Origin of the sequence: Streptomyces sp. NPDC048254 (genome assembly GCF_043201895.1) — a bacterium.
Taxonomy (GTDB): Bacteria; Actinomycetota; Actinomycetes; order Streptomycetales; family Streptomycetaceae; genus Streptomyces.
In genome coordinates this window covers 24,409-45,049 of sequence record NZ_JBICZJ010000030.1, presented here as the reverse complement: position 1 = coordinate 45,049, position 20,641 = coordinate 24,409, and the positions used below count along the sequence as shown (strand labels likewise).

Below are 20,641 nucleotides of genomic sequence, written 5' to 3'. Positions count from 1 at the left end.
CCGCACCCGCACCACCCCGCCCCTGCACTGTCATCGCGGAAAGGAACCACGTCCATGTCCACCACCGGCAACGTCGTCGTCATCACCGGCGCCTCCAGCGGTTTCGGAGCACTCACCGCCCGTGCGCTGGCGGACGCCGGCCACACCGTCTACGCCGGCATGCGCCAGACCACCGGCCGCAACGCGCCCCAGGTCCGGGCCGCCGCCCACTACGCCGACGAGCACCACGCCGACCTGCGGCCCATCGAGCTCGACGTGAACTCCCAGCTTTCGGTCGACACCGCCGTCGCCCAGATCGAAGCCGAGCACGGCCGCGTCGACGTGCTGATCCACAACGCCGGGCACATGGTGACCGGGCCGGCCGAAGCCTTCACCTCCGACCAGCTCGCCGAGCTCTACAACGTGAACGTCCTGTCCACCCAGCGCGTCAACCGCGCCGTGCTGCCGGGTATGCGCCGGCGCCGGCAAGGACTGGTGCTCTGGGTGTCCAGCACCAGCGTCAAAGGCGGCACACCGCCCTACCTCGCCCCCTACTTCGCGGCCAAGGCGGCCATGGATTCCCTCGCGGTGTCCTACGCCGGCGAACTCGCCCGCTGGGGGGTGGAGACTTCGATCGTCGTCCCCGGCTCGTTCACCAGCGGCACCAACCACTTCGCTCACTCCGGCCACCCCGACGACACCGCCGTCGAGGCCGAGTACGAGAGCCGGTACCCGGGCCTCATGGACCAGATGGCGACAAAGCTCGCCGCCCTCGCCCCCGAGGACGCACCCGCGTCGCTCGTCTCCGAGGAGATCGCACGCATCGTCGCCCTGCCCGCCGGAAAGCGCCCCTACCGCGTGCATATCGACCCCGCCGACGACGGATCCGAGGAGGTCTCCGAGACCGCCGACCGTATCCGCCGCGGCTTCCTCACCCGCATCGGCCTTGCCGACCTGCTCGCCGTTCGGAGCTGATAACCCCTGACCCGGGGCGGCAGGGAGACGTCAGGCCTAGCGTCCCCGCCCCACTCACGGAGGAGGCGTTTACCATGAACATCATCGAGATCCCCGCCGCCATCCAGACCTTCGTCGAGGCGACCAACCGAGGTGACGCCGCCGCGTTCGCCGCCGCGTTCACCCACGACACCGAGCTCAACGACTGGGGGCGTGAGTACCACGGCCGCGACGGCGTGCGCGCCTGGGACCGGACCGACAACATCGGCGTACGGACACACTTCGCACTGGACGCGGTCGAGCCCGGCGCGTCATCCGACACCTATGTCGCCACCCTGACCGTGACCGGCAACGGCTGCAACGGCACCGGCCCCATGACCTTCCGCCTGCGCGACGGGCTGATCGCGAGCCTGCGGATCGCTCCGTGACACCGCGCGTGACATGACACGCGCAGACTCGACGCGGGCAGTCCCACCTGGAAACCGACACGACTCGACCCCGGCAACCGAGCAGGAGCACACATGGCGAACGATGCGAACCGACCCGCTGCCGGGGAGGGCAGCGGTCGCGGACGGGGGCGCCGGCCCGCGGACGAGGTCCGTGCAGACGTTCTGCGCACCGTCGGGAACCTGCTGCTCAGCGAAGGCGTCGGCGACCTCACCTTCGAACGTGTCGCCCGGGCATCGGGCGTCAGCAAGACCACCCTCTACAAATGGTGGCCCTCCAGAGGTGCGCTCTCCCTGGACGGCTACTTCCACGCCGTCGAGGACACGCTCGCCTTCCCCGACACCGGGGACATCCGCGCCGACCTGCTCGCCCAGCTCCGCGCCTTCGCCCAGGTCATGACCCAGACCCCGGGCGGTCGCATACTGGCCGAGCTCATCGGCGAGTCACAGACGGACCAGGACCTGGCCACCGCCTACCGGAAGCTGTACTCGTCGCAGCGGCGCCGGCTGGCGGGAGAACGCCTCCACCGAGCCCAGGAACTCGGCCAGATCCGCGCCGACATCGACGTGCAGATCCTCGTCGACCAGCTCTGGGGCGCCGTCTACCACCGACTGCTCATCCCCGACGAACCCGTCACCGACGACTTCATCACCGGACTTGTGAACAACCTGCTGGACGGAGTGCGCCCGAAGTAGTCCGGTGATGACTCCGGTGACTGCGGCGAGAGCGCGGTCCGCCGCCGTTCGGACGGCGGCGGACCGCACCCCTTTCAAGGACGGCGCAGGACACTCGGCACAGCGCGGGGAGGCGTTCGCCGATTCAGGGCGGGTGTCAGGCGCACCCGGCCGGGGTGGCCCGTGAGGCGTCGGAGATCAGCGCCTGCTGGGCCGTCCTGAGCCGCTGGACGTCGGGCTTGACGACCCTGCGGTCGTACGTCAGCAGGCCGTTGAGCTCACCCTCGACGTCCGAGATCTGGGTGTACACCGCGCCGTTGCCGCCCTGGCAGGCCAGCGCGTGGACCTCGGCGAGCTTGGCCAGGTAGTCGTCGGTGTAGGTCGCCGGGTCGACGTCCACGTACGACTGCTGCACGGACCAGGCGTGTCCCGGTACGGCAAGACCGAGGCCGCCGTACTCACCGCTGACCAGGGCACGTCGGCCGTCGGGGTGGGGCGGCAGGGCCGGACTGGGATAACCGTGTTCGTCCATGATGTCGCCGGTGCCGCCGTCCTCGCCGAGGTTGAGCCCGGACATGGAGTTGACCAGCCGGGTCGGGTCCCAGGACTTGGCCTGGTCGGCGATGCGGGCCATGTCGTACTGGCCCCAGCCCTCGTTGAAGGTGACCCACATGACGACCGACGGGCTGCTGTAGTGCTCGTCGATCATCTGCTTCATCTCGTGCTCGTACTCGGCGCGCGCCTGCGCGGACGGGTTCACCCCGGCCGTCATCGCGGGCATGTCCTGCCACACCATCAGTCCGAGCCGATCGGCCCAGTAGAACCAGCGGTCGGGCTCGACCTTGATGTGCTTGCGCACCGCGTTGAAGCCCATGCTCTTGTGCATCTTCAGGTCGTAGGCGAGTGCCTCGTCCGTCGGGGCGGTGTACAGGCCGTCCGGCCAGAAGCCCTGGTCCAGCGTGGCCATCATGAAGACCGGCTTGCCGTTGAGGAGGGTGCGCGGGACACCGTTCACCTTCTCGACCTTGACCGACCGCATCCCGAAGTAGCTGCCGACGCGGTCGGCTCCGACGCTCACCTTCAGGTCGTAGAGGAACGGGTCGTCGGGCGACCACAGACGCGGGTTCCGGATGCGCAGGGTCAGAGGTGTGCCGCTGCGGCCGGAAACGGTGCCCACCTTGCGCTTGCCCTCGTAGGCCGTCGCCGTGACCGGCAGGCCGTCGCGGACGCCCTGCGGCTCGACGGTGAGAGTGCCGGCGTCGACGTCCGGGGTGAGCCTGAGCTGGTCGACGTGGTCGGCGGCCACCGGCTCCATCCACACCGTCTGCCAGATACCGGAGGTCGGCGTGTACCAGATGCCGCTGGGGTCAAGGCGCTGCTTGCCGACCGGCGGGTTCTCGCCGTCGGCCGCGTCGGTGGGGTCGTAGACGCCGACGATCAGCTCCTGGGTGCGGCCGGGCTTGAGGGCGTCGGTGACGTCGGCGCTGAACTTGTCGTATCCGCCCTGGTGTTCGGCCACCTTGGTGCCGTTGACATACACCTCCGCTCGCCAGTCGACCGCGCCGAAGTTCAGCTGCAGCCGCTTGCCGGAGCCGATCTTCCAGCCGGCCGGGACGGTGAAGGTACGCCGATACCACATGCGGTCCTCGTGCCGTTCGAGCCCGGACAGCTGCGACTCGACGGGGTACGGGACGAGGATCTTCTCGCCGAGCTTCCTGCCCACCGGCGGCTGCTCGCCCGCCGTGGCCGCGGCGAACTGCCAGGTGCCGTTGAGGTTCTGCCAGGCACCACGCGTGAGTTGGGGCCTCGGATACTCCGGGTGGGCGTTGCCCGGCCCGACCTGGTCGGCCCACTTGGTGCGCAACTCGTACGTCGACCTGTTGGCACCGCTGCTCCAGAAGGAGCTGACAACGTTGCCATCCGTGCCGGTCAAGCCGCCTTGACCGTCGTAGCGCAGGTCGGCGAGACCGGACGCGGTGCCGGTCTTGTTGCCGACGACGGGCTCCTTCAGCGTGATCAGCAGCTTCCGGGGGTCGGCGGAGTCCAGCCGGGCCTTCCCCAGGGGCCAGGTGGCGCCCCCGATCACGGCGTCGAGGTGCTCGCCGAGACCGGCCGGCGGCGCGCTGAGCGGCTGTGCGAACTCGAGGGCGAGGGTACGGCCGGTCGCCAGGACTGCCGTCGAGACGGCTCCGTCGTAGTCGTAGCCGTCGGGCAGGCGGAACGCGGACTGCGGTACGGCGGTCTTGGTGCCGCCGGGCGGGGTCCAGCGCAGGTGGAGGTTGGAGCCGCCGTAGTGCTCGAAGTACTCGACCTTGATGTCGTAGGCCTTGTTCGCTGTCAACTCGACCGGCTGGCCCGTCTGTTCGCGGTCCCAGTCGTCCACCCAGTGATCGATGACCGCCTTCCCGTCGACCCACAGCCGGAAGCCGTTGTCGCCGATGATCGAGAAGGTGGTCGGACCGGTCTTCTCCGGGACGATCTTCCCGGTCCAGCGGACGCTGACGTCGTCCGACTGGCCGGTGGCGAAGTTCAGACGCGGCTCCAGGGTGTCGAAGTCGAGGTTCGGGTCGAACCCGGTGGCTTTGAGCTCGTGGAAGTCGAAGGCGCCGGGGGCGGACTGGGTGTAGTACTCGCCCTTGAGGCCGTGGACTTCGACGGGATCGTCGGCCGCGGTGGCGGCGGGTGCCGCGGTGAGGCCGGCAAGGCCCAGTGCCGCGGCGAGCAGCAGGGCGAGGCGCTGTGCGAGAGGTCTGATGCGCACGAATCCTCCTTGGGTGAGGAAGGGTGGCGGCTCGTTGCTTCAGTCTGTACAACGTTGGAAGGAACGGCAGTTGGCATGAGAGCACGGCTCTCGGTCTCTGTCCAGGGCCATGACAATCCCCGGGGTACGGGACACTTATCGATGCTGAGGAGATCCCTTGCGGGTCAGCCTGAGGGACGTGGCGGAACGCGCGGGCGTTTCGATCAAGACCGTGTCCAACGTTGTGAACAACTATCCGCACGTCACCCCGGCCACGCGCGCCCGGGTGCAGGCGGCGATCGACGAGCTCGGCTACCGGCCCAATCTGACCGCGCGACATCTGCGCAAGGGCCGGACGGGGATCATCGCGCTCGCCGTTCCCGAGCTCGGTAACCCGTACTTCGCGGAGCTGGCCGGCGCCGTGATCGACGCGGCCGCGGAGCACGAGTTCACCGTCCTGCTCGACCACACGGGGGGCGAGCGCGAACAGGAGATCCTGGTCAGCCAAGGGTTCCGGGGCGGGGTGATCGACGGGCTGATCCTCAGCCCGCTGACCCTGGAGGCCGAGGATCTGCGGGGCCGGTCCGGCGACGTACCGCTGGTCCTGCTCGGTGAGCGCGAGTACGGCCTGCCCTTCGACCACATCGCGATCGACAACGTGGCGGCGGCCCGGTGCGCGGTGCGTCATCTGCTGGGCCGCGGCCGGACCCGGATCGCCTACCTCGGCGTGCGCACCGACTCCGTGAACCAGCCCGCCCACCTGCGACTGGACGGCTGGCGCGCGGAGTTGGCGGCGGCCGGGGTGCCCGCGCCGGACAGCCTGGTGGTGCCGGTCGGCGGCTGGGACCGGGACGACGGGGCGCGTGCGATGGCCGAGTTGCTGGACTCCGGCGTACGTCCGGACGCCGTCTTCGCCTTCAACGACCTGATCGCGATCGGGGCGATGCGGGTGCTGCACGAGCGGGGTCTGCGGGTGCCCTGGGACGTGGCGGTGGTGGGTTTCGACGACATCGCGGAGGGGCGTTTCGGTGCCGTCACCCTGACGACGGTGTCGCCCGACAAGCAAGCCATCGCGAAGATGGCCGTGGCCTCGCTGCTGCGCAGCCTGTCGGGCCGCGCGGAGCCCGGCGGCCGCGAACTGACCGCGAAATTCGAGCTGGTGGAGCGGGAGAGCACCTTGGGCCGACGGTGACGAGATTTCGGACGGAAGGCTTTACACGCCTCTTCCAACGATGTAAAAACCTCCCCTGAACGACGAGCACGCCGAGTTGACGCAAGAGCAAGCCTCCCCGAGAGCGCTCTCAGCTCCGGGGCCGTGCCGTTTGGGGACACTCATGAAGCCCACCGCACTTGCCCGTCGCACCTCCGCGCGAACGCTTCTCGCCGCCGGCCTGGTGACGAGCCTCGCGCTCGCGACCGGATGCACCAAGTCCGAGGACGACTCGGGCACGAAGCCCTCCGCCTCGAAGCAGGACGATGCCGGCCAAGTGGTCGCCTCGCCCGGCACCGCCTCCGGCCCGACCTGCACCATCGACGCCTACGGCGGGCGGAAACTCGATCTGAAGAGCGCCACCGTCGGCTTCTCCCAGTCCGAGAAGGAGGCCAACCCCTTCCGTATCGCGGAGACCGCCTCGATCAAGGCCGAAGCCAAGGCGGAGGGTGTCAAACTGCTCACCGCCAACGCCCAGTCGCAGTTCTCCAAGCAGATCAGCGACGTGCAGGACCTCATCGCCAAGGGCGCGAACCTGCTGGTCATCGCCCCGCTCAACTCCGACGGCTGGGAGCCGGTGCTGCGCGCCGCGGCCGCCAGGCACATCCCGATCGTGACCATCGACCGCAAGATCAACGCAGCGGCCTGCAAGGACTATGTGAGCTTCATCGGCTCCGACTTCACCGAGCAGGGCAGTCGGGCCGCGGACCAGATGATCGAAGCGACCGGCGGCAAGGGGGAGATCGCCATCCTCCTCGGCGCGGCCGGCAACAACGTGACCACCGAGCGCACCAAGGGCTTCGAGGACCGCATCAAGGAGAAGGCACCCGGCCTGAAGGTCGTGTTCCGTCAGACCGGTGAATTCGCCCGCGAGAAGGGCCAGTCGGTCACCGAGAACCTCATCCAGTCCAAGCCCGGCATCACCGGGATCTACGCCGAGAACGACGAGATGGGCCTCGGCGCCGTCAACGCCCTCAAGGGCGCGGGCAAGAAGGCCGGCGACGTCAAGATCGTGACCATCGACGGAACCCGCAACGCCGTACAGAGCATCGTGGACGGCTGGATCTACGCGGTGATCGAGTCCAACCCGCGCTTCGGGCCGCTCGCCTTCCAGACCCTCGACACCTTCACCAAGGGCGAGAAGGTCGGCCAGGACATCGTTATCAAGGACAGCGCATACGACAAGAGCAACGCCCGGTCGGACCTCGGCAAGGCCTACTGACGTGCTCTCGGTCACCCAGCTGTCCAAGACATTCCCCGGCGTGCGCGCGCTGTCCGACGTGGACTTCACCGCGCGCGCCGGCGAGGTGCACGCGCTCGTCGGCGAGAACGGCGCGGGCAAGTCGACGCTCATCAAGGTGCTCACGGGGGTCTACCGGCCCGACCACGGCGAGGTGACGTACGACGGAGAACCGGTCCGCTTCACCACACCGCTGCAGGCCCAGCGGGCGGGCATCTCCACCATCTACCAGGAGGTCAACCTCGTCCCGCTGATGAGCGTGGCCCGCAACCTGTTCCTCGGCCGCGAACCGCTGGGCCGGCTGGGCCTGATCGACTTCCGGCGCATGCACCGCGAGGCCGACGAGGCGCTGCGCGGACTCGGCATCCGGGTCGACGTGCACCGGCCGCTGCGCGAACTCGGCGTCGGCGCCCAGCAGATGGTCGCGCTCGCCCGCGCCGTCGCCGTCGAGGCCCGCGTCGTCATCATGGACGAGCCGACCTCCTCCCTCGAACCACGCGAGGTGCAGACCCTGTTCGAGGTGATCCGCATGCTCCGCGAACGCGGCGTCGCGGTGATCTACGTCAGCCACCGCATGGACGAGCTGTACGAACTCTGCGACACGATCACCGTCCTGCGCGACGGCCGCGTCGTGCACACCGGCCCGCTCGCCGAGCTCGACCGGCTGCGGCTGGTGGCGATGATGCTCGGCCGGGAGATCGGCGAGGTACGCGCGGAAGGCCTGACCAGGTTCTCCGGCTCGCACGACACCGACGCCGAACCGGTGCTGACCGCGACCGAGTTGACGGTACGTCATACTCTGCGGAACGTGTCGCTGTCGGTCCGCCCCGGCGAAGTCGTCGGCCTGGGCGGGCTGCTCGGCTCCGGCCGCAGCGAGACCGCGAAGGCCGTCGCCGGGGCCCTGCCCACCGACACCGGCCGGGTCGTCGTCGCCGGCGTCCCGGTACGGGCGGGCTCGACCGCCGCCGCGATCCGCGCCGGCATCAGCCTGCTGCCGGAGGACCGCAAGAGTGAGGGCATCATGCCGGGTCTGTCGGTCCGCGAGAACATCGCGCTCGCCGCGCTGCCCGGACTGTCCCGCTTCGGCCTCGTCGACGACGCCCGCGTCGACCGGATCGTGGACACGTTCATGAAACGGCTCCGCATCAAGGCCGCGGGAGCGCACCAGAAGGTCGGTGAACTCTCCGGCGGCAACCAGCAGAAGGTCCTGCTGGCCCGCTGGCTCGCCCTGCACCCCAAGGTCCTGCTCCTGGACGAGCCGACCCGCGGCATCGACGTCGGCGCCAAGGCCGAGGTGCAGGCACTCATCGACGAACTCGCCGACGACGGCCTCGCCGTGCTGCTGATCTCCTCCGACACCGAGGAACTGATCGAGGGCAGCGACCGCGTGGTGGTCCTCAAGGAAGGCGTCGTGGTACGCGAGCTGACCGGTGACGCCGTCACCGAGGGCGATCTGATGCGCGCCATCGCCGCCGTACCCGCTGGAGAAAGCGATGACTGAACTCACCCTCGCGCGCGGCACGTTGGACCGTGCCCGGCTGCTGCGCCTGCTGCAGGACTACGGCGTGTACGCCGGCGTCCTGGCGCTGCTGTTGTTCAACTTCGCCTTCACCCCCCACTTCGCCTCCGCGGAGAACTTCCGCACCCAGGCCGTCCAGGTCGCCCCCGTCCTGATCGTCGCGCTGGGCATGGCGCTGGCGATCGGCACCGAGGGCGTCGATCTGTCGGTGGGCTCGGTGATGGCCCTGGCCACCTCCCTGCTCTCGCTCTACCTCGGCTACGGACCCTGGATCGCCACGCTGATCGCGGTGATCGCGGGCGCGGTGGTCGGCGTCGCGAACGGCGCGCTGATCGCGTTCGTCGGCGTCCAGCCCATCGTCGCCACCCTCGCCCTGATGGTCGCCGGACGCGGACTGGCCCTCGTCCTGCTGCCCCAGCTCAAGGACGTACGCGATCCGGGCCTCGCGGCACTCGGCTCCGGCGCCGTCCTCGGCGTGCCCTATCTGGTCCTCATCGCCGCGGCGCTCGCGGTGCTGGTCGCGTTCGTGATGCGCCGCACCACCTTCGGACGGCAGGTCCTGGCCATCGGCGACAGCCGGCCGGCGGCCCGGCTCGCCGGACTCCCGGTACGCCGGGTCCTGGTCGTGGTCTACGTCTGCTCCGGCGCCCTCGCCGCGATCGCGGGCGTGCTCGCCACCGCCCGCCTCGCCGCGAGCGACCCCACCTCCCTCGGCACCCTGATGGAACTGTCCGCCATCACCGCCGTCGTCGTCGGCGGCACCCCGCTCAGCGGCGGACGGGTGCGCATCGGCGGCACCGTCGCGGGTGCCGTGCTCATCCAGCTGCTCACGACCACCCTCATCAAGCACGATCTGCCGCCGTCGTGGACCCAGATCGCCCAGGCCGTGGTGATCGTCCTCGCCGTCTACGCGGCCCGGGAACGAGGCAGGCGATGACCACCCAGACCGAAGAGGCCGGCGTGCCGACCGACACCGTGGGCCGCAAGGGCGCCGGTCCCGGGCGCGTGAACCGCTCCGAGCGGCTGAGCGGGCTCGCGCAGCAACACGGCGCCCTGGTCACCCTCGTGATCGCCATGACCGTGGCGTCGCTGAGCTTCGACACCTTCCTGACGGGCGACAACCTGGAGAACATGGCGCTGTCCTCGGCGTTCCTCGCCGTGGTCGCCCTCGGCATGACGTTCGTGATCGTCACCGGCGGCATCGACCTGTCGGTGGGCTCGCTGTTCGCCCTCGGAGGCGTCCTCGCCGCCTGGGGCTCGCAGTACGGCACGGCGGTGGCCCTGCTGCTGCCGCTCGCCGTCTGCGGACTGATCGGCCTGGTCAACGGAGTACTGATCGCACGGTTCCGGCTGGCGCCGTTCATCGTCACCCTGGCGGCGATGCTGGGCGCCAGGGGCATTCTGCTGGCCATCACCGACGAGGGCTCGAAGACGTATCTCGTCGACAAGGACTCCTTCTTCGCCACTCTCGGACAGGGCTCCCTGGGCGGCATCGGAGTGCCCGTGTGGATCACCGTGGCGCTGTTCGTGCTCGGCGCCGTCGTGCTGCGCCGCACCAGATTCGGGCAGTACGTCTACGCGGTCGGCGGCAACGAGGACGCGGGAGCCCTGATGGGGGCACCGGTGGCCCGTACGAAGATCTCCGTCTACACGCTCTCGGGCCTGTGCGCCGGGCTCGCCGGCGCCCTCAACGCGGCCTGGCTGCTGTCCGGCGTGACCATTCTCGGCAGCGGCATGGAGCTGGAGGCCATCTCGGCCGTGGTCATCGGGGGCACCCTGCTCAGCGGCGGTTTCGGTTTCATCAGCGGCTCCCTCGTCGGGGTGCTGCTGCTGAAGGTCATCCAGAACGTGATCAACCAGATCGGCTCGCTCGACTCTGCCTACCAGCAGGTCGTCAGCGGAGCCTTCCTGGCCGTGGTGGTGGTTGCCCAGACATGGCTGGGCCGGAGACGGAGAGTGCTGTGAAACCATCCTTGCCGAGATTTCGCCGCAGACTGGACCGCCCCGTCGTCGTCGGGACGGTGGCCATAGCGGCACTGGGGCTCTGCCTGGCCACGCCGGGCGTGGGGGCCGCGGACGCCGGGAGCCGGCCGGCCCACCGCTCCGCCGTGACCGTGCAGGACGCCCGCTTCGAAGTCCTGTCACCGACGTTGATCCGGACGGAGTACGCGGGCGACGGCCGCTTCGAGGACAGCCCCACCTTCAACGCCGTCGGCCGGGACTCCTTCACCCCGCCCCCCTACTCCTCGTCCGTCAGCGGCGGCATCCTGACCATCACCACCAGCGCGATGACCCTGCGCTACCGGGTCGGCTCCGGCCCCTTCGACGCCGACAACCTGACGACCTCCTTCAAGGCAGGGCCGACGCCGGTGCTCGCGGCACCCTGGCAGCACGACGTCTGCACCGTCGGCGCCCTGTGCGAGGCGGAGGACCAGCTGTACGACGGTCCAGGCCTGGCCACGGACCACAGCGGGTTCACCGGCAAGGGCTTCCTCGCCGGGTTCGAGGTGGACAACAACTCCCTCGCCGCGGACGTGCAAACACCGTCCGCCGGCGCCTACGACCTCTCCGTGCGCTACGCCAACGCGGTGGGCGGCGACGGCCACCACGAGGCACGCACCCTCAGCCTCAGCGTGGACGGCGGCGCCGACAAGACATTCACGCTTCCCGCGACATCGGACTGGAACACCTGGGGCGTGGCCCGCCTGCCGCTGACGCTCGGCGCCGGTCCGCACACCGTCAGACTCCACCGCGCCGCCACCGACTCCGGCAGCGTCAACGTCGACAGCCTCGCCCTCCTCGCCACCGGAGCCACCTACCCCACCCGAGCGCGGACCACAGTCAACGGCTGCCGTTTCGGCACCAGTTGCGAGGCCGAGGACGCCCTCCTGTCGGGCTCCGCGATCATCGCCACCGATCACAAGGGCCACGCCGGCTACGGCTTCGCCGCCGAACTCAACCAGGGATCCGCCGTCTCGGACCGGATCACCGGCGTGCCCGCCGACGGCACCTACCTGCTGAACCTGCGCTACGCCAACGGCACCGGCGGCGACGGCCTGCACCAGTCACGGACGATCGAAGTCGGCACCGCCACCGGCGCCTCCCACGCCCTCACGCTCCCGGCCACCGACAACTGGGACACCTGGCAGTCGACCTCCGTCCCCGTCGAGTTGAAGGCGGGCACCGACCAAGTAACCCTGAACTGCCCGGAGTCCACCAGCTGCCACGTCAACCTGGACACCCTCGCCCTGAGCCGGCAAGGAGAGGCCGCCCCCGCACCCCACCTCGCCCTGGGCGGCTACCGCCGCAGCCTCGACGGACTCAACGGCGACAACGACCCCACCCCCTGGACCACACCCGGACTCCTGCACCGCGACGGCTGGTACCTGCTCGACGACACCCCCTCCGCGGTCTACGACACCGCCACCAAGAAGGCCACTCCACGCCCCGCCCACGGCGGCCGCCCCTACCAGGACGGCTACCTCTTCGGCTTCGGACACGACTACCAGCAGGGCCTGTCCGACCTGGCCACCCTGACCGGGCCGTCACAGCTGCTGCCCCGCTGGGCCTACGGCGTCTGGTACTCCGAATACATCGACCGCACCGCGAGCGACTACGAGAACACCATCCTGCCCGCGTTCCGCGCCGCGGACGTCCCGCTGGACGTGCTGGTCACGGACACCGACTTCAAGTCGCCCAACACCTGGAGCGGCTGGAACTTCGACCCGGCCAAGTTCCCCGACCCCAAGGCCTTCTTCGACTGGTCCACCGGCCAAGGGCTGCACAACACCCTGAACGTGCACCCGAGCATCCTCGGCACCGACCCGCAGTTCGCGAAGGCCCAGAGCACGGCCAAGGGCAAACTGAGAAAGGGCGGTTGCGCAGGCAGCGCCGGCTCGGACTGCTACACCTTCGACTTCGGCGACCCCGACCAGCTCAAGGCCTACCTCGACCTGCACCGGCCGATGGACCAGGCCGGCAACGACTTCTGGTGGCTGGACTGGTGCTGCGACGCCTCCCGCTCCTCGCAGTCCGGAACCACCCCGGACGCATGGATCAACCAGGAGTACGCCGACCTCACCTCCTCGGAGACCGGCGACCGCGGCTTCGTCCTGTCCCGCGCCTACGGCTCCCTCCAGGCCGGCGGCTACAGCGGAGGCGTAGGCCTGCCCACCGGCCCCTGGGCCGACAAGCGCAGTACCCTCCACTTCACCGGGGACACGACCTCGAACTGGGGCACCCTGCGCGCCGAAATCGGCTACACGCCGGGGGAGTCGGCCGCCACCGGCCTGGCCGCCGTCAGCCATGACATCGGCGGCCACAACGACGGATACGGCATCCCCGGGGCCGAGACATACACCTCGAACGGCCAGACCCACCGCACCACCAAGCTGCCCGACGACCTGTACGCACGGTGGGTGCAGTTCGGCACCTTCCAGCCAGTCGACCGTCTGCACAGCAACCACAGCGACCGTCTGCCGTGGCAGTACGGCCCCGAAGCGCAGAAGTCCGCGGAGAAGTTCCTCCGGCTGCGCGAGGCGCTCGTGCCGTACACGTACACCCTGGCGCACGAGGCCAACACCACCGGCACCCCGATCGTCCGCCCGCTGTACCTGCAGTACCCGGAGGAGGAGAACGCCTACACCAAGGCGGACAGCGAGTACCTCTACGGCCCCGACATGCTGATCGCACCCGTCACCACACCCGGCACCGACACCACCACGTCGGTGTGGTTCCCTCCCGGCCAGTGGACGGACTACTTCACCGGCCGCACCTACACCGCACCCGCCGGCGGAGCCACGCACGACATCACGACCACCCTGGACACCATGCCGGTCTTCGTCCGAGCGGGCGGCATCGTCACCACCCGGTCCGACAACGTGCCCAACGACGGCCAGAGCCCGCTCGACAAGGTCAGCGTCACGGTGGCCCCAGGAGCATCCCGCGCCTTCTCCCTCTACGAGGACGACGGCACCGGCCCTGCTTCCGGGCGTACGGCAACCACCCGCATCCGCTACACCGAGCACAAGGGCACACACCTACTGAAGATCGCACCTGCCAAAGGAACCTTCCGCGGACAGGCGGCCCACCGAACCTGGACCGTGTCCTTCCTCGGCGTGACCGAACCACCCAGGCAAGTAACCGCGGGCGGCACCCGGTTGACCGCCTCGGCCTGGCACTGGGACGCCGACAGCCACGTACTCCGGATCACCATGCCCACGCGGAGCATCCGCGCTGCCACGGCCGTCGCGTACAAGTAGAAGGCCGGGACTGGTGCAGGCCCTGCCGCGCATGTCGTGCTTGGCGGCAGGGCCTGGTAGACCTCGTCATCACCCCTCGTCGGCCAGGGGTTTCTCCTCGGGGGCGGCCTCGGTGCCGGTGACGATACGGCGGATCGTCTCCAGTGGCAGCTTCGGCGAACCGTCCGTGTAGAGGAGGCCGTTGGTCTCCTGGGCGGTGTCCATGAACTGCGTGTAGCAGAAGCCCGCGACGATCGGGCTCGTGTGCAGTACTCCGAAGATCTCGGCGAGCAGGGCGGCGTACTGCGTGTCCGAGCTGGTCCGGGTGTAGGAGAACTCGTCCTCCTCGGCGCCCACCGAAAGACCGCCGAACTCCGTGACCATCAGAGGGACTTCACCGGCGCGGTAGCGCTCCGTCTGCCGTGCGTCGAGGGAGAGGGTCCGCCCGGCCGGGCCCGGCGAGGCCAGCAGCGCTTCGAACCCGGCGACGTCGCCGTAGCGGCGGGTGAGCAGCTCGGGGTCGGAGGAGTAGTCGTGCACACCCATGATGTCGCTGTCGGTGTGCTCCCAGCCCTCGTTGGACATGACCGGGCGGGTCGGGTCCAGGGCGCGGGTCAGGTTCGCGAGCGCGATCGTGTAGGCCTGCTGCGCCGGGTCGTTGGCGACGTCGGAGCAGCCCCAGCTCTCGTTGACCGGCACCCAGGTGACGATCGAGGGGTGGCTGCGGTCACGCCGCACCATGTCCAGCCACTCACGGGTGAGCAGCTCCACGGCCTCGGTTCCGTACTCGTACGCGGCCCCGGTCTCGCCCCACACCAGCAGGCCGAGCCGGTCGGCCCAGTACAGGAAGCGGGGATCCTCGGCCTTCTGGTGGATACGGACCGCGTTGAAGCCCATCGCCTTGATCAGCTCGACCTCGCGGCGCAGTTCTCCGGTGCCGGAGTTCGCGATCAGGGTGTCGGGGCGGTAGCCCTGGTTGAGGACCGAACGCACGTAGTAGGGGCGGTTGTTGAGCAGGAAGGCGCCTCGGCCGACGCCGGCGCTGCGCAGGCCGACGTAGCTGGCGACGGTGTCGAGCACCTGGGAGGTGGCGGCGTCGCGGACGGTCACCCGCGCGTCGATCAGCGTGGGCCGCTCGGGGATCCACAGCAGATCCTCGCGGTCGATGCCGTTGCGCAGGGCGGGTACGACGAGGTCGATGCGGCTGCGCGGAGTGCGGACGGCGGTGGTGCACTCGGCGAGCACCTCTCCGTCGTGGCTGAGGACGATGTCGACGCTGACCGGGGCGGCGGGCACCGAGGCGAGGGTGATCTCGGCCTCGACACCGCGCGTCGGGTCGGGGATCCAGGCCAGGTCGGTGACGTGCTGAGCGGAGACGGTCTCGGTCCACACGGTCTGCCAGATGCCGGTGGTCCGCTCGTACCAGACCGCGTGCGGCCGGTCCTGCCAGTCCTGCTTGCCGCGCGGCTGTGCCAGGTCGGCCGGGTGGTCCTCGGCACGGACGACGAGGACGTGCTCGGCGGTGCCGGGGCGCAGGGCGTCGGTGACGTCGGCGGTGAAGGGCGTCTGACCGCCCACGTGCTCGGCGACCAGGCGGCCGTCGAGCCAGACCCTGGCCCGGTGGTCGACGGCGCCGAAGTGCACCAGGGCCCGGTCGTCGCCGCTGACGGCGAGGACCTCGTGGGGTATGCGGCGGCGGTACCAGACCACCGCGTGCGGCGCGGTCTCGCCGATGCCGGAGGCGGGGGCCTCGGGCGGGAAGGGCACGGTGATCTCCCGGTCGAACGCGCCGGCCGTCTCCTGGGAGAACCATGCGTCGCGCTCGCCCTGGCCGGCGTCGTCGTACCCGAAGTCCCAGACGCCGTCGAGGCTGTGCCACCGCTCCCGCCGCAGGATCGGCCTCGGATACGTCCCGTCCTGCTCGCTCGCGCTCACGGACCCTCCTCCTGCCTTTTCCGGAATTCCCGGCATAGGCGTTTCTACGACTCGAAGCCCTGCCATCATGAGTGATCATTTGCATCGATGCAAGGACCTGACGGGATGCGAGGCTGAGACGGGCCCCGGTGCGGCAGACTCTGAGGGCCTGCCGGGCGCCCGACCCGGGCCACCCGGCAGGCCCTGAGAGTGCCGGCACGACGGGAAGGAGGCCCCAGTGGCCAGAGTGCGGATGCGGGACGTGGCCGAGCACGCCGGGGTGTCGGTGCGGACGGTGTCGAACGTGGTCAGCGGCTACTCGCACGTGAGCCCCGAGACCCGCGCCAAGGTGCAGCGCTCGCTCGACGAACTGGGCTACCGCATGGACTACCTGGCCCGCGGCCTGCGCTCGGGCCGCACCGGCTTCATCGCCCTCGCCGTGCCCTTCCTCGCCGAGCCCTACTTCGCCGAGCTGGCCCAGGCCGTCATCCGGGCCGCGGGCCGGCGCGACATCACGGTGCTCGTCGAGTCGACGGCGGGCGACCGCGAGGTGGAGCGGCGGATCATCGAGGGCGGCCTGACCAATGTCGCCGACGGGGTGCTGCTGAGCGCCCTGACCCTGCCGGCCAGCGACATCGCCGCCAAGAGGCCGGACTTTCCGCTGGTCATGCTGGGTGAGCACAGCGTCGGCGACCAGTTCCCGCGGGTCGGCATCGACAACGTGGCGGCCGCGCGCACCGCGGTCGAGCACCTGCTGGAGCAGGGCTGCCGCTGGATCGTCGCGCTCGGCCGCAACGGCAGCGAGAACGGCCGCCAGCGCACCGAGGGGTACGAGCAGGCGATGTCGGCGGCCCGGGTGCGGCGGGTGAACTGGCTGGTCGTACCGGTCGAGGACTGGACCAGGGAGCAGGGCTACGCGGCCGTGCGGGACCTGCTGGAGGGCGACGGCCCGCTGCCCGACGCCATCTTCGCCTTCAACGACGCGCTCGCCGTCGGCGCGCTGCGGGCCCTGGACGCCTCCGGGGTGCGGGTGCCCGAGGAGGTCGCCGTCGTCGGCATCGACGCCATCCAGGAGTCGGCCTACACCCACCCGCCGCTCACCTCCATCGCCCCCGACCTCGACGCCATCGCCGAGCGTTCGCTGGCCCTGCTGGAGGCGCAGATGCAGCCTCCAGCGGAGCCCGAGGAGACCGAGCCGGGCAAGGACGCGCAGGTGGGAGCGGCGGTGGCGGCTCCTCAGGAGGCCACGCCGTACCGGCTGGTCGTGCGGGAGTCCTCGCGTCGCGAGCCCGCCCGGGAGTGACCGGGGCCCGGCGCGCAATGTGACACCTGTCGCTGTGTGAACCCCGTCGCGGTGGACGACGGTCCGACGGGTGCAGGGTGGGATCCGGCATGTCGAAGCTTCTTCCGAACGATCTATTGCATCGTTGCAAAACGTATGCGAGGGTCTGCGCCATCGAGTTCACATCGATGTAACGAGGTGAATACCCCCATGAGCGGAGCGATGGCGCGCCGACGGTTTCTGGCCCTCGGCGGTGGCCTTGCCCTGACCGGAGGGCTCGCGGCGTGCTCCTCCCCGCTCGCGTCCGGCCTGACGGGTTCGCAGCCGAACACGGCGGATGTCATCTTCTGGAACCTTTTCACCGGTGGTGACGGCGCCAACATGGTGCTGATGGAGAAGGCGTTCCAGAAGGCCAACCCGGGAACGACGGTCGAGGCGACCATCCTGGGCTGGGGCAATCCGTACTACACGAAGCTGGCACTGGCCACCGCGAGCGGCACACCGCCGGACGTCGGCATCACCCACCTGTCGCGGCTTCCGCTGCTGGCCGCCTCCGGCCTGCTGCAGCCGATCGAGCGGACCCCCCTCGGGGAGCTGGGTGTCACCGAGGACAAGTTCACCCCGGCGGCCTGGAACAACGCCACCGTGGACGGCACGGTGTACGCGATTCCCCTGGATACGCACCCCTTCGTGCTCTATTACAACGTCGACATCGCCCGCAAGGCGGGCCTGCTGAACTCCGCCGGCAACGGCCTCGTGCCCCTCAAGGGCAAGGCGGACTTCCTCGACGCGGTGAAGGCGATGAAGAACGCGGGCGGCGCCAAGTTCGGCGCGGTCATGTCGATCACCGCCGACCCGTCCACCGCCTGGCGCTTCTTCAGCATGGTCTACTCCGGCCTCGCCGGCCCGATCGTCACCGACTCCGGTACGAAGATCGCCATCGACGACGAGGCGATGCAGGAGACGGTCGCCTTCATGCAGAGCCTGACCGGCCCCGGCCTGATGCCGAAGAACCTCACCGGCGCCGGCGCCAACGCCCTCTTCAGCACGGGCAAGTCCGGCTTCCTCTTCGACGGCGAATGGCAGATCCCGTCGTACCGCGCGGTCAAGAACCTGAAGTTCAACGTGGTGCCGTTCCCGGCGCTGCTCGGCTCCAAGCCGGTGGCGTACGCCGACTCGCACGCGCTGATCCTGCCGCGCAACGACCGCGGTGACGAGACCCGCACCCGCAACGCGTCGAAGTTCGTCAAGAGCCTCCTCGACAGCAGCGCGGTGTGGGCCGAGGGCGGGCACATCCCCGCCTGGCTGCCCACGCAGCAGAGCAAGGCGTTCCTCGGCCAGTCGCCGCAGCGCAACTACGTCCAGGCCGCCTTCAACGCCCGGTACGACCCGGTCGCCTGGTACACCGGCGCCGGCTCGGACTTCCAGGGCGTGATCGGCGGCACGGTCATCGAGGCCCTCGCCGGGCGCATCTCGCCCAAGGGCATGGCGGCCTCGATGCGCTCCGCTCTGAAGCGGTACACCACGTCCCGACCGCCGGTCACGATGAAGTAGGAGGCAGTCACCATGACGACCGTCGTCTCGACGCGACCGGCACCCGCCGCAGCCCCCGCGGACCTTCCCGCCGACCGGCCCACCTCGTCCGAACGCTGGGCGGGTCGGCTCCTCACCGCCCCCTTCCTCGTCGTCTACCTGCTCTTCCTGGTCGGTCCCCTCCTCGTCGGCGTGGTGCTGAGCTTCTTCAACACCACCACCGTCAAGAGCGGCCTCGGTGACTTCGTCGGCCTCTCCAACTACCGCGAGGTCCTCGGCGACTCCCTCTTCTGGGAGAGCATGTGGCACTCGGTCCTCTTCACCCTGCTGACCACACCTCCGCTGGTCATCCTCGCGCTGGGCGTCGCCGTCCTGGCCTCGCGCCTGCGCCGCGGCCGGCTCTTTTACCGCATAGCCTTCTTCCTGCCTTACGTCGTGCCGTCCTCCGTGGTCACCCTGGTCTTCCTCTGGATGTACACCCCGCAGATCGGCCTCATACCGAAGGCATTCGGAGCCGTCGGACTGCCGGTGCCGGACTTCATCGGCAGCACCTCGGGCGGCTGGACCGCCGTCGTCCTGATGACCGTGTGGTGGACGTTCGGCTTCAACTTCGTCCTCTTCACCGCCGCGATCCAGGACGTCCCCGCGGACGTCTACGAGGCGGCGGCCATCGACGGCGCGAGCCCCTGGCAGCAGATCCGCCACATCACGGTGCCGCTGCTCGGCCGCACCACCAGCCTGGTACTGATCCTGCAGATCCTCGCCTCGCTGAAGGTGTTCGACCAGATCTACCAGCTGCTCGGCGGCGGACCCAACCAGTCCACCCGGCCGGTCATCGAGTACATCTACGACACCGGCTTCACGGCCTACCGGGGTGGCTACGGCGCGGCCGCCACCATGGTGTATTTCGTCATCATCGTCGCGATCTCGGCGGCCTGGTACGGGCTGCGGCGCCGTCGCGCGACCAGCAGCGCGGCCTGAGCGGAGGACCCATGACCACCATCACCCAGCCGCAGCCCGCCGAAGCGAAGGGCGCCGTCAACGGCGCCAAGCTCTTCAACCGGCTCTGCGCCGTGTGCCTGACCCTGTTCGCCCTGATCTGGCTCGTGCCCTTCGTCTGGGCACTGATCACCTCGCTGCGCGACGACGCGTCCATCACCCAGAGCCCCACGTCGATCTTCTCCGGCGGCTGGTCGCTGGACGCGTACTCGACGTCCTGGGACAACCATCCGATCGGTGCCTGGTATCTGAACAGCCTGGTGATCTCGGTACTCGCCGTGATCTTCACGGTGGCCTTCTGCTCGATGGCCGGATTCGCGCTGGCCTTCCTGCGCTTCCGGGGCCGGGGCGTGGTCATGGCCGTGGCCACGGCCGGCCTGATGCTGCCGACCGAGGCGCTGGTCCTGCCCCAGTTCATCGAGTACCGCTCGGTCCATCTGCTCGGCACGTTCTGGGCCCTGGTCCTGCCGTCGGTCGCGGCACCGATCTCGGTGTTCGTCTTCCACTCCTTCTTCCGCGGCATCCCCACGGCGCTGATCGAGGCGGCCCGGATCGACGGGGCGAGTTGGTGGCGCGTCTACGCCAACGTCTGCATGCCGATCTGCCGCCCGGCGGTGTCCACGGTCGCGATTCTCACCTTCATCAGCTCCTGGAACTCCTTCCTGTGGCCGCTGCTGGTCCTCAGCCAGACCAAGTCGCAGACCATCCCCGTGGGCCTCGCCTCACTGGTGGACCCCAGCAGCCCCCAGTACGCCGAGGTCATGGCCTCCTCGGTCCTCGGGTTCATCCCGCTCATCGCGGTCTTCCTGGTCTTCCAGCGCCAGATCGTCCAGGGGATCGCCACGACCGGCATCAAGTGACGCACCCGTCCCGCCGCTGCGGCGGTGCCACGTTCCGCGCCGGGAGACCC

At 69.7% G+C, this 20,641-nt stretch carries 15 protein-coding genes; 13 read left to right on the top strand and 2 right to left on the bottom strand.

The features are described from left to right. The first annotated feature begins 54 nt into the window (after positions 1-54). From ACGFZQ_RS48265 to ACGFZQ_RS48255, 3 genes are all read left to right on the top strand, one after another. Positions 55-954: an SDR family oxidoreductase gene (locus tag ACGFZQ_RS48265; protein ID WP_393845882.1), complete on the top strand. Its 900-nt coding sequence runs from the start codon at positions 55-57 to the stop codon at positions 952-954. Positions 955-1,028: 74 nt separating this feature from the next. Further along, positions 1,029-1,361 (top strand): nuclear transport factor 2 family protein, encoded by a 333-nt coding sequence (locus tag ACGFZQ_RS48260; protein WP_393845881.1) that lies wholly within the window; start codon positions 1,029-1,031, stop codon positions 1,359-1,361. Between the two features lie 93 nt (positions 1,362-1,454). Continuing rightward, entirely contained in the window at positions 1,455-2,075 is a 621-nt protein-coding gene (locus ACGFZQ_RS48255) for a TetR/AcrR family transcriptional regulator C-terminal ligand-binding domain-containing protein (protein ID WP_393845880.1), read from the top strand. 136 nt (positions 2,076-2,211) lie between these two features. On the opposite strand, the gene ACGFZQ_RS48250 is transcribed toward ACGFZQ_RS48255, so the two are convergent. Then, positions 2,212-4,815 carry a PA14 domain-containing protein gene (locus tag ACGFZQ_RS48250; protein WP_393845879.1) on the bottom strand — a complete coding sequence of 868 codons (2,604 nt, stop codon included), beginning with the start codon at positions 4,813-4,815 and terminating at the stop codon, positions 2,212-2,214. Positions 4,816-4,972: 157 nt separating this feature from the next. Between ACGFZQ_RS48250 and ACGFZQ_RS48245 the strand changes: the two genes are divergently transcribed. The 6 genes from ACGFZQ_RS48245 (at position 4,973) to ACGFZQ_RS48220 (ending at position 14,024) form a co-directional block, all read left to right on the top strand. Continuing rightward, positions 4,973-5,986, top strand: coding sequence for a LacI family DNA-binding transcriptional regulator (locus tag ACGFZQ_RS48245; RefSeq protein WP_393845878.1), 1,014 nt, complete (start codon positions 4,973-4,975; stop codon positions 5,984-5,986). Positions 5,987-6,128: 142 nt separating this feature from the next. Next, on the top strand, positions 6,129-7,226 hold the full coding sequence (locus tag ACGFZQ_RS48240) for an ABC transporter substrate-binding protein (RefSeq protein ID WP_393845877.1): 1,098 nt from the start codon (positions 6,129-6,131) through the stop codon (positions 7,224-7,226). 1 nt (position 7,227) lies between these two features. Next, positions 7,228-8,745, top strand: coding sequence for a sugar ABC transporter ATP-binding protein (locus ACGFZQ_RS48235; RefSeq protein WP_393845876.1), 1,518 nt, complete (start codon positions 7,228-7,230; stop codon positions 8,743-8,745). Then, complete coding sequence (locus ACGFZQ_RS48230) at positions 8,738-9,700, top strand: ABC transporter permease (protein ID WP_393845875.1); 963 nt, start codon at positions 8,738-8,740, stop codon at positions 9,698-9,700. The genes ACGFZQ_RS48235 and ACGFZQ_RS48230 overlap by 8 nt, the downstream gene beginning before the upstream one ends. Beyond that, a complete protein-coding gene (locus ACGFZQ_RS48225; protein WP_393845874.1) occupies positions 9,697-10,728 on the top strand; it encodes an ABC transporter permease in 1,032 nt (343 codons plus the stop codon). Before ACGFZQ_RS48230 ends, ACGFZQ_RS48225 begins: the two co-directional genes overlap by 4 nt. Positions 10,729-10,799: 71 nt before the next feature. Then, positions 10,800-14,024, top strand: a complete 3,225-nt coding sequence (locus tag ACGFZQ_RS48220) for a TIM-barrel domain-containing protein (protein WP_393845922.1) — start codon at positions 10,800-10,802, stop codon at positions 14,022-14,024. A 69-nt stretch (positions 14,025-14,093) separates the two neighbouring features. Here ACGFZQ_RS48220 and ACGFZQ_RS48215 read toward each other — a convergent pair whose 3' ends face one another. Beyond that, complete coding sequence (locus ACGFZQ_RS48215) at positions 14,094-15,938, bottom strand: glycoside hydrolase family 2 protein (RefSeq protein ID WP_393845873.1); 1,845 nt, start codon at positions 15,936-15,938, stop codon at positions 14,094-14,096. Positions 15,939-16,155: 217 nt separating this feature from the next. On the opposite strand from ACGFZQ_RS48215, the gene ACGFZQ_RS48210 reads away from it, so the two are divergent. The 4 genes from ACGFZQ_RS48210 (at position 16,156) to ACGFZQ_RS48195 (ending at position 20,591) form a co-directional block, all read left to right on the top strand. Beyond that, a complete protein-coding gene (locus tag ACGFZQ_RS48210; RefSeq protein ID WP_382540587.1) occupies positions 16,156-17,220 on the top strand; it encodes a LacI family DNA-binding transcriptional regulator in 1,065 nt (354 codons plus the stop codon). A gap of 189 nt (positions 17,221-17,409) precedes the next feature. After that, positions 17,410-18,753: an extracellular solute-binding protein gene (locus tag ACGFZQ_RS48205; protein ID WP_393845872.1), complete on the top strand. Its 1,344-nt coding sequence runs from the start codon at positions 17,410-17,412 to the stop codon at positions 18,751-18,753. A gap of 12 nt (positions 18,754-18,765) precedes the next feature. Further along, complete coding sequence (locus ACGFZQ_RS48200; RefSeq protein WP_393845871.1) at positions 18,766-19,713, top strand: carbohydrate ABC transporter permease; 948 nt, start codon at positions 18,766-18,768, stop codon at positions 19,711-19,713. Between the two features lie 11 nt (positions 19,714-19,724). Further along, the gene (locus ACGFZQ_RS48195; protein WP_393845870.1) at positions 19,725-20,591 is read left to right on the top strand and encodes a carbohydrate ABC transporter permease; all 867 of its coding nucleotides are present in this window, start codon (positions 19,725-19,727) and stop codon (positions 20,589-20,591) included. Positions 20,592-20,641 lie beyond the last annotated feature (50 nt).